Below are 6498 nucleotides of genomic sequence, written 5' to 3'. Positions count from 1 at the left end.
GTGTGCTGGAGGTCGGGGGCGGGGGTGGGACTGCTGCGCCGGCGAACTGCGCCGTGTACTTCGTGAAGTCCCAGTCGTTCTGCGGGACTGAGGAGCAGCTGCCGGAGAGGGTGCCGTTGTTGTCCGGCGGGCTGCACTGGCGGTCGCGGTTCACTGACCAGTACGTGTAGCGGGCCAGGCCGTGGCTGGTGGCGTAGTTCAGTACGGTCTGGAAGTCGGACTGGTAGAAGAACTCCGCGGAGTCGGTGCGGCCGTTCATCATCGACACGCCTTCGTGCTGGTAGGCGGTCGTGGAGTCCCAGCCCATGTGGGTTTCCAGCAGGCCGTGGAATGCCTCCAGGGCTGAGACCTGGGAGGCCGCGCCGTTGAAGCCGCCGTCGAAGGGCATGATGGAGAAGTTGTTCGGGGTGAAGCCGATCGAGTGTGCCTGGTCCAGTAGCTGTGTGCCGAACCAGCCGGTGCCGGCGCTGGTGCCGGGCATGGTGACCGAGACGTAGAGACCCGGGTTGTTCTGTTGCAGGGTCTGCGCCGCGCCGAGTTCGTTGGCGATGGCCGCGGTGTTCTCGTACTCGGGTTCTTCGAGGTCGAAGTCGATGGCGTGGAGCTGGTAGGTGCTGATCACCTGCTGGTAGGCCGCCGCGGTGGCCGCGACGGTGCCGCAGGTCTGGCCCAGCTTGGTGCCGCCGTAGCCGCCGACTGAGACCGAGACGTCGCCGCCCTTGGCGCGGATCGTGCTGATGACCGACGGGATGGTGGTGTCCGAGCTGATCGGGCTGGTGCCGCCCCAGGTGGGCGTGCAGCCGCCGCCGTTGGGGGCCAGGATGAAGGCCAGCTGGAAGGCCTTCTGGCCGGTGGCGTCCATCACCGTCGAGATGTCCGGCGGTGAGTTGTCCTCGGGCATCAGGTAGGGCGCTGAGGCGTACCAGGTGCTGCTCAGTGCGGCCGGGGCGGCGCCGGACGGGCTTGGGGCGGCGTTGCCGGTGGCGGCCAGCGCCATGGTGGTGCCGGCGGCGATTGCCAGGGCCGCTGTGGGGACGACCAATCGGCGTTTCAGACTCGCGGTTGCCATGGTGCCTCCGTACGTGGGGGGAGGGAGGGAAAGCAGGCTGCTGTAGGTGCGAATCATGATTGGACTAGACCAGCTCCCCGTCAAGGGTTACGGGTAAAGGCCCGGCAAATAACGGTCAAGATGCGGTGATCGCTCGGTTGACCTGCGGGAAAAGATCAATGGTTTAGACCCTTGACATCGGTGAGTGGTCTAATCCACTTTGTGTGTCAGGGCGGTTACACCGCCCCTCACTGTCACCTTCCTGCCCCCACACGGAAAGGTACGACCCTCCCATGACGACTCCAGCCCAGGGCCGCCGCCGCTTGGCGGTGCGCTCCGGCGCCCTTCTCGTCGCGGCGATAGCCGCGACCGCGACGGCGCTCGCGGCCAGCGCCTCGGCGGCGCCCACCAAGGCCGCGGCCGGTGCCAGCGTGTACTCGGTGGCCCCGTACGTCGACATGTCCAACGGCCAGGAACCGGTCCTGGACACCGCGATCACCGGGCACGGCCTGAAGGCCTACACCGCCGCCTTCGTCATCGGTGTCGGCTGCAACCAGGAGTGGGGCGACACGCTCCCGGTCGGCAACGACTCCTATACCGACCCTGAGATCGCCCGCGCCAAGTCCGAGGGCGCCTCGGTCATCATCTCCTCCGGTGGCGCCGCCGGCGAGGCGCTGGCCTGGACCTGTACCGACCAGTCCGCGATCCAGGCCGGCTACCAGGCGATCATCAGCGACTACGGGGTGAACCAGCTCGACTTCGACGTCGAGGGCGCCGCGGTCGCCGACCAGACCTCGGCCACCCGGAACTTCACCGCGATGAAGGCGCTGCAGGCCGCCAACCCCGGCTTGCAGTTCTCGATGACGCTGCCGGTGCTGCCCTCGGGCCTGACCCAGGACGGCGTCAACATCCTGCAGTCGGCCAAGAACGTCGGCGTGAAGATCAACGTGGTCAACATCATGACCATGGACTACTACCAGGGCCAGCAGGACATGGGCGCGGCGGCGATCCAGGCCGCGCAGAGCACGCTGGCGCAGATGAAGTCCGTGGACTCCAGCTACACCTACGCCAACCTCGGCATCACCCCGATGATCGGGGTCAATGACGACGGCTCGGTGTTCACCACCGCCAACGCCGCGACGGTCGAGCAGTTCGCGGCCTCCAACGGCGTCGGACGGCTGGCGTACTGGTCGATCGACCGGGACCAGCCGTGCGGCGGCAGCAGCAGCGCCGGTATCAAGCCCGCGGCTTCGTCGACCTGCTCAGGGGTCGGCGACGCGAAGCTGGCCTTCGCCGACGCCTTCGTGCCCTACACCGGCAGCGGTGGCGGGAGCGGCGGGACCACCGGCGGGACCACGGGTGGAACGACCGGTGGCACCACCGGCGGGACGACGGGCGGTACTACCGGCGGGTCGACGGGCGGTAGCGGCTGCTCGGCCTCGGCGTGGAGCTCGACGTCGTCGTACGTGCCCGGTGACGTGGTGTCGTACAGCGGGCACCAGTACACCGCCACGTACTACTCGACCGGTGTGACGCCCGGTTCGGCGATCGCCTGGAACATCTGGAAGGACGACGGCGCCTGCTGATTCGGCGCTGTCTTTGACGGCCGCCGCCGCTCGGTTCGGGTTACGCCGGGCAGCGGCGGCTTTGTCGTGGCGGCTTCGTTGTGGTGGCTGTCGCGGTGGCCTTATTGCGGTGCCCGGGCTGGCGCGCGCCGGATACCGTGCTGGCTCATGCTGGAGATTCCGGACGGCAACTGGTGGGACTGGGACGTCGTCGCTTGGGACGGCGCGAGGTTCGTGATCGGATCCAACTACGACCTGAGCTACAGCCACAGTCTGGAGCTGGTGTTCACCGACCCCGTGTACGTCCAGTGCCCGGCTCTCTTCCACGATCCGGTGTTCCGCGAGCCGACGCCGGAGGAGGAACGGCTCGTGCGGCGGACCGGCGAGCCGTTCCCGGTCCTGGTCGCCTTCGAGGCGGAGTGCGGGTGCGCGCCGATGACCGGGCTGATCGCGGCCGGCGGGCTGGAGATCGTCACCGGACCGGTGCTGCGCTACTGGCGCGATGACGCCGACATGGAGCCGGGGTGGCGGCGCGCGCCGTGGGTGACCCCGCCTGCGTCGTCCCCGAGTCCGTGACCAGGGGTCAGCGCGGATCGAGGAGGTCTTTCGACGCCGTCAGGACTCTGCGGCGCTCGACTGCCCGTGCCGGTCCCACCACACCGCGAGCGCGGTCAGCCCGGCGGCGGTCGCGGCCACGCCGTGCACCATCCCGATCGACCAGCTCAGCCCGGCTGCCGCGCCGCCCCAGGCGCCGAGGGTGTAGGCGGTCCAGACCAGCGTCAGCAGCATGATGGCCTGGCGCGCGTGCCGCCCCGGGGTCTCGGCGAAGGTCGAGATCAGGGTCACGAGCGTGCCGGTGAGGGTGGTGGTCGACACGCCGCGTATGGCGATCCCGGCCGCGTACACGCTCTGCACCCCCATCGCGGCGGCCGCGAGCCCGAGTCGCAGCTCGCGCGGGGCCGGGCCCAGTACCGCCACCGACCCGAGCAGCAGGGCCTCGACGGCCAGCAGGATCCACGGCGCGTGTCCGTCGCCGTTGCGGCGCGTGCGGCGCAGCGGCGGCACCGACACCGCGACTCCGACGCAGAATCCGAACAGCGAGGCCAGTGGCCCGTAGGTGTCGGACTCGGCGGCGATTCCGGCATGGTGCGCGCCGGGCACCCAGCGTTCGGCGATCTGCACGGCGAGGAACACCGCGTTCCCGGTCTGGTTCGCGACGAACACCGACCCCGAGCGCACATAGGCGACCGAGTCCACCCAGCCCGCGATCGCGGTGAGCAGCACTATCAACCCCGCGGTGCCGTGCACCTTCCGCTTTCGCGCCACGGGAATACAGGATGGCCCGGGGATCGGCGCGGGCGGTGCAGGCGCGCCCGGACCCGTGATTCCGAAGTTCCGCAGTGACCTGGCAGAATGACCGGCCATGTGATCTGACGGGGCTGGTGCTCGACTCCCGCTATCTTCTTCAAGAGCGGCTCGGGGCCGGCGGCATGGGTGAGGTGTGGCGGTGCCGGGACCAGCGGATCGGGCGCGACGTCGCGGTGAAGCTGCTGCTCGATCTGCGGCTCGGCGACGAGGCGGTGGCCCGGTTCGAGCGTGAGGCGCGGGTGGCCGGCGGGCTGTCGAGTCCGCTGATCGTGACGCTGCACGACTACGGCCACGCCGGACCTGGGCGGGCGTGACGTCCCGTATCTGGTGATGGAGCTGCTCCAGGGCCGGACGCTGGCGGCGGTCGGCAACGACGAGCGCGGTGCGCGCCGGGTGCTGGCCTGGGGCGCGCAGGTGTGCGCGGCGGTGGAGGTGGCACATGCTGGTGGTGGGCATCGTCAGCCAGGACAGCAACAGCCAGGACTTCCAGTTCCTGGACTTCACCAATCCCACGAACCCGACCAAGGTTTGGTACCTGGCCACCGCCTCCGGCGCCCTGGCCTTCCACCCGACCCGCCCGGTCATCGCCGTCGGCGACGCGCGCACCGGCGCGGCCACGGTGTGGGACATGATGTGAGGCGGCCATCGTGCCGGGCTCGCGTGAGTCCGGCACGATGACGGCGAGCTAGTCGCGGGCGAGCTAGTTACAGGCAAGCTAATCGCAGGCGAGCTAGTCGCGGGGCCCGGCCGCGTCCCGAGCCAGCCCGATCATGGAGCGCATGACGGGCACCGGGATGCTGGGGTTGCGCGCGGCGCTTGTCGCGAGGCGTTCCTCCAGGAGCAGGTGGACGAGAGCTGCCGGGGAGATGCGCGGATCGCGCGCTGCTTCGAGGCGGACATCGAATTCGGGGTCCGCCGCGAACCGGTCGACCAACTCAGGGGTCGAAGCCTCGTCGGCGAGTGCGAGCAGGCGCCAGTGCGGGTCGGGGTCGTCGGCGTACTTCAGGAGGCCGGTGTTCGGGAAGTTCGGGTGATTGCGCGGGCGTCCCGGGAACGAGAAGCTGCCGGACCACCAACTCCACACGCCGAGCAGTACCTCCGCGGGTGTGTCGTCGCAGGACTCGGATAAGAAGAGGTGCACTATTCGGTCTTCGTCCCGCCCGAGCCGGTCCACGACCTCCGGCGGCAGGTGACGGGCCCGCGCGACGCTCCGCCGGATCAGCAGGTTGGGATGGGCGGCCAGTTGGCGCATGGCGTCGGGGTCGTCGTGGAGTGCGGCGACCCACCACAGAGCATAGGTATGTTGCTCCGGGAGGATGTCCTCTGCCTCTTGAGCCCAGGTCGCGATCTCGGCGGCGGTGCACGGCGGCGCGGCGTCCCGGTGCGGAGGGCGATCTATGCCGACGCCGCGATGGGGCCACGGCTGCGCGAAGGCCATGTCCTCGCGAAGCTCGGCCAGGAGGCGCAGGGTCATGCCGTCGGTGAAGGTCGCGGTCAGGCGGTCCCACTGCTCGGCGGTCAGATTTCCGCTCTCCGCCGCCACGAGCCTGATCTTGCGGTCCGGATGATTGATGGCGGCTTCGACAATGCTGGGCCGCGCGTTCCGGCTGTAGAGGAAGCTCAGCTTGTGCCAGTTGGTCGGCATGTCGAAGAGCTCGAGTACCAGCTCATCCGGCGCGCTCGGGTTGGAGCCCAGCCCGAGCAGCCAATCCACCCGCGCTTTCCCGCTCGCCGCCGCCAGCGCGGCCCACGGATCCTCGGCGGCTACCAACCCCGCGTCCGCCACTCCGCCAGCTGCGGACGCTCCGCGCCCAGCGTCGTGTCCTTCCCGTGGCCGGGGTAGACCCACGTCTCGTCGGGGAGGCGGTCGAAGATCTTCGTCTTGACGCCTTCGTAGAGCGAGTCGAACGCCGCGCTGTCGCCGAACGTGCCGCCGACGCCGCCGGGGAACAAGCAGTCGCCGGTGAACAGGTGCGGGGTGCCGGCGGGGTCGCGGTAGAGGAGGGCGATGCTGCCCGGGGTGTGGCCGACCAGGTGGATGGCGGTGAGTTCCAGGCCGGCGAAGCGCAGGACGTCGCCGTCGTCGACCGGGACCGTGGTGGGGACCGGGATGCCCTCGGCGTCGGCGCGGCCGGCGTAGGTGGGGGCGCCGGTGGCGGCGACGACTTCGGACAGGGCCTGCCAGTGGTCGCCGTGGCGGTGGGTGGTGATGACGGCTTGCAGGCCTTCGGCGGCCAGGGCCAGCAGGGTCGCCGGTTCGTTGGCGGCGTCGATCAGGACCCGGGTGCCGGAGGCTTTGTCGCGCAGGAGGTAGGCGTTGTTGTCCATGGGGCCCACCGTGACCTTGGTGATGGTCAGCTCGGGGAGGTCGCGGACGGCGGGCGGGCCGCCCTGGGTGACGTCGCCGGTGTAGTCGGGCATGGAGATCTCAACCTTTCGATGGAGTGCTGGAGTCGGGCAGCGTCGCGGTGAGTGAGGCGGAGGCGGTGAGGCGGTGAGGCGGCATCGCGGGGGGGG

At 69.9% G+C, this 6498-nt stretch carries 8 protein-coding genes; 4 read left to right on the top strand and 4 right to left on the bottom strand.

Features of this window, described 5'->3' with window-relative positions; genetic code table 11:
* Positions 1–1069: chitinase (locus IZR01_RS47230; RefSeq protein ID WP_194927665.1), on the bottom strand; the 1069-nt coding region annotated here is incomplete at its 3' end.
* Between the two features lie 272 nt (positions 1070–1341).
* On the opposite strand from IZR01_RS47230, the gene IZR01_RS47225 reads away from it, so the two are divergent.
* Positions 1342–2634, top strand: coding sequence for a chitinase (locus IZR01_RS47225; RefSeq protein ID WP_194927664.1), 1293 nt, complete (start codon positions 1342–1344; stop codon positions 2632–2634).
* A gap of 147 nt (positions 2635–2781) precedes the next feature.
* The gene (locus tag IZR01_RS47220) at positions 2782–3189 is read left to right on the top strand and encodes a hypothetical protein (RefSeq protein ID WP_194899417.1); all 408 of its coding nucleotides are present in this window, start codon (positions 2782–2784) and stop codon (positions 3187–3189) included.
* A gap of 39 nt (positions 3190–3228) precedes the next feature.
* On the opposite strand, the gene IZR01_RS47215 is transcribed toward IZR01_RS47220, so the two are convergent.
* The gene (locus IZR01_RS47215) at positions 3229–3939 is read right to left on the bottom strand and encodes a YoaK family protein (RefSeq protein ID WP_194927663.1); all 711 of its coding nucleotides are present in this window, start codon (positions 3937–3939) and stop codon (positions 3229–3231) included.
* Positions 3940–4013: 74 nt separating this feature from the next.
* Between IZR01_RS47215 and IZR01_RS47210 the strand changes: the two genes are divergently transcribed.
* Entirely contained in the window at positions 4014–4295 is a 282-nt protein-coding gene (locus tag IZR01_RS47210) for a protein kinase family protein (RefSeq protein WP_194927662.1), read from the top strand.
* Positions 4296–4420: 125 nt separating this feature from the next.
* A complete protein-coding gene (locus tag IZR01_RS47205) occupies positions 4421–4618 on the top strand; it encodes a hypothetical protein (RefSeq protein WP_194927661.1) in 198 nt (65 codons plus the stop codon).
* Between the two features lie 93 nt (positions 4619–4711).
* Here IZR01_RS47205 and IZR01_RS47200 read toward each other — a convergent pair whose 3' ends face one another.
* A complete protein-coding gene (locus IZR01_RS47200) occupies positions 4712–5767 on the bottom strand; it encodes a hypothetical protein (protein ID WP_194899413.1) in 1056 nt (351 codons plus the stop codon).
* Positions 5746–6402, bottom strand: coding sequence for an MBL fold metallo-hydrolase (locus tag IZR01_RS47195; RefSeq protein WP_194927660.1), 657 nt, complete (start codon positions 6400–6402; stop codon positions 5746–5748). The genes IZR01_RS47200 and IZR01_RS47195 overlap by 22 nt, the downstream gene beginning before the upstream one ends.
* Between the last annotated feature and the right edge of the window lie 96 nt (positions 6403–6498).

Source organism: Catenulispora pinisilvae (assembly GCF_015356865.1).
In the GTDB taxonomy this organism is placed as follows: Bacteria; Actinomycetota; Actinomycetes; order Streptomycetales; family Catenulisporaceae; genus Catenulispora; species Catenulispora pinisilvae.
Note: the sequence above shows the minus strand (reverse complement) of the source record. Positions and strands in the feature narration are given on the sequence as shown.

What these genes read in the sequence shown, in the direction of transcription:
- IZR01_RS47205 (WP_194927661.1), top strand. Translation starts at nt 4,421, where the DNA reads ATGCTGGTGGTGGGCATCGTCAGCCAGGACAGCAACAGCCAGGACTTC.
- IZR01_RS47225 (WP_194927664.1), top strand. Translation starts at nt 1,342, where the DNA reads ATGACGACTCCAGCCCAGGGCCGCCGCCGCTTGGCGGTGCGCTCCGGC.
- IZR01_RS47220 (WP_194899417.1), top strand. Translation starts at nt 2,782, where the DNA reads ATGCTGGAGATTCCGGACGGCAACTGGTGGGACTGGGACGTCGTCGCT.
- IZR01_RS47195 (WP_194927660.1), bottom strand. Translation starts at nt 6,402, where the DNA reads ATGCCCGACTACACCGGCGACGTCACCCAGGGCGGCCCGCCCGCCGTC.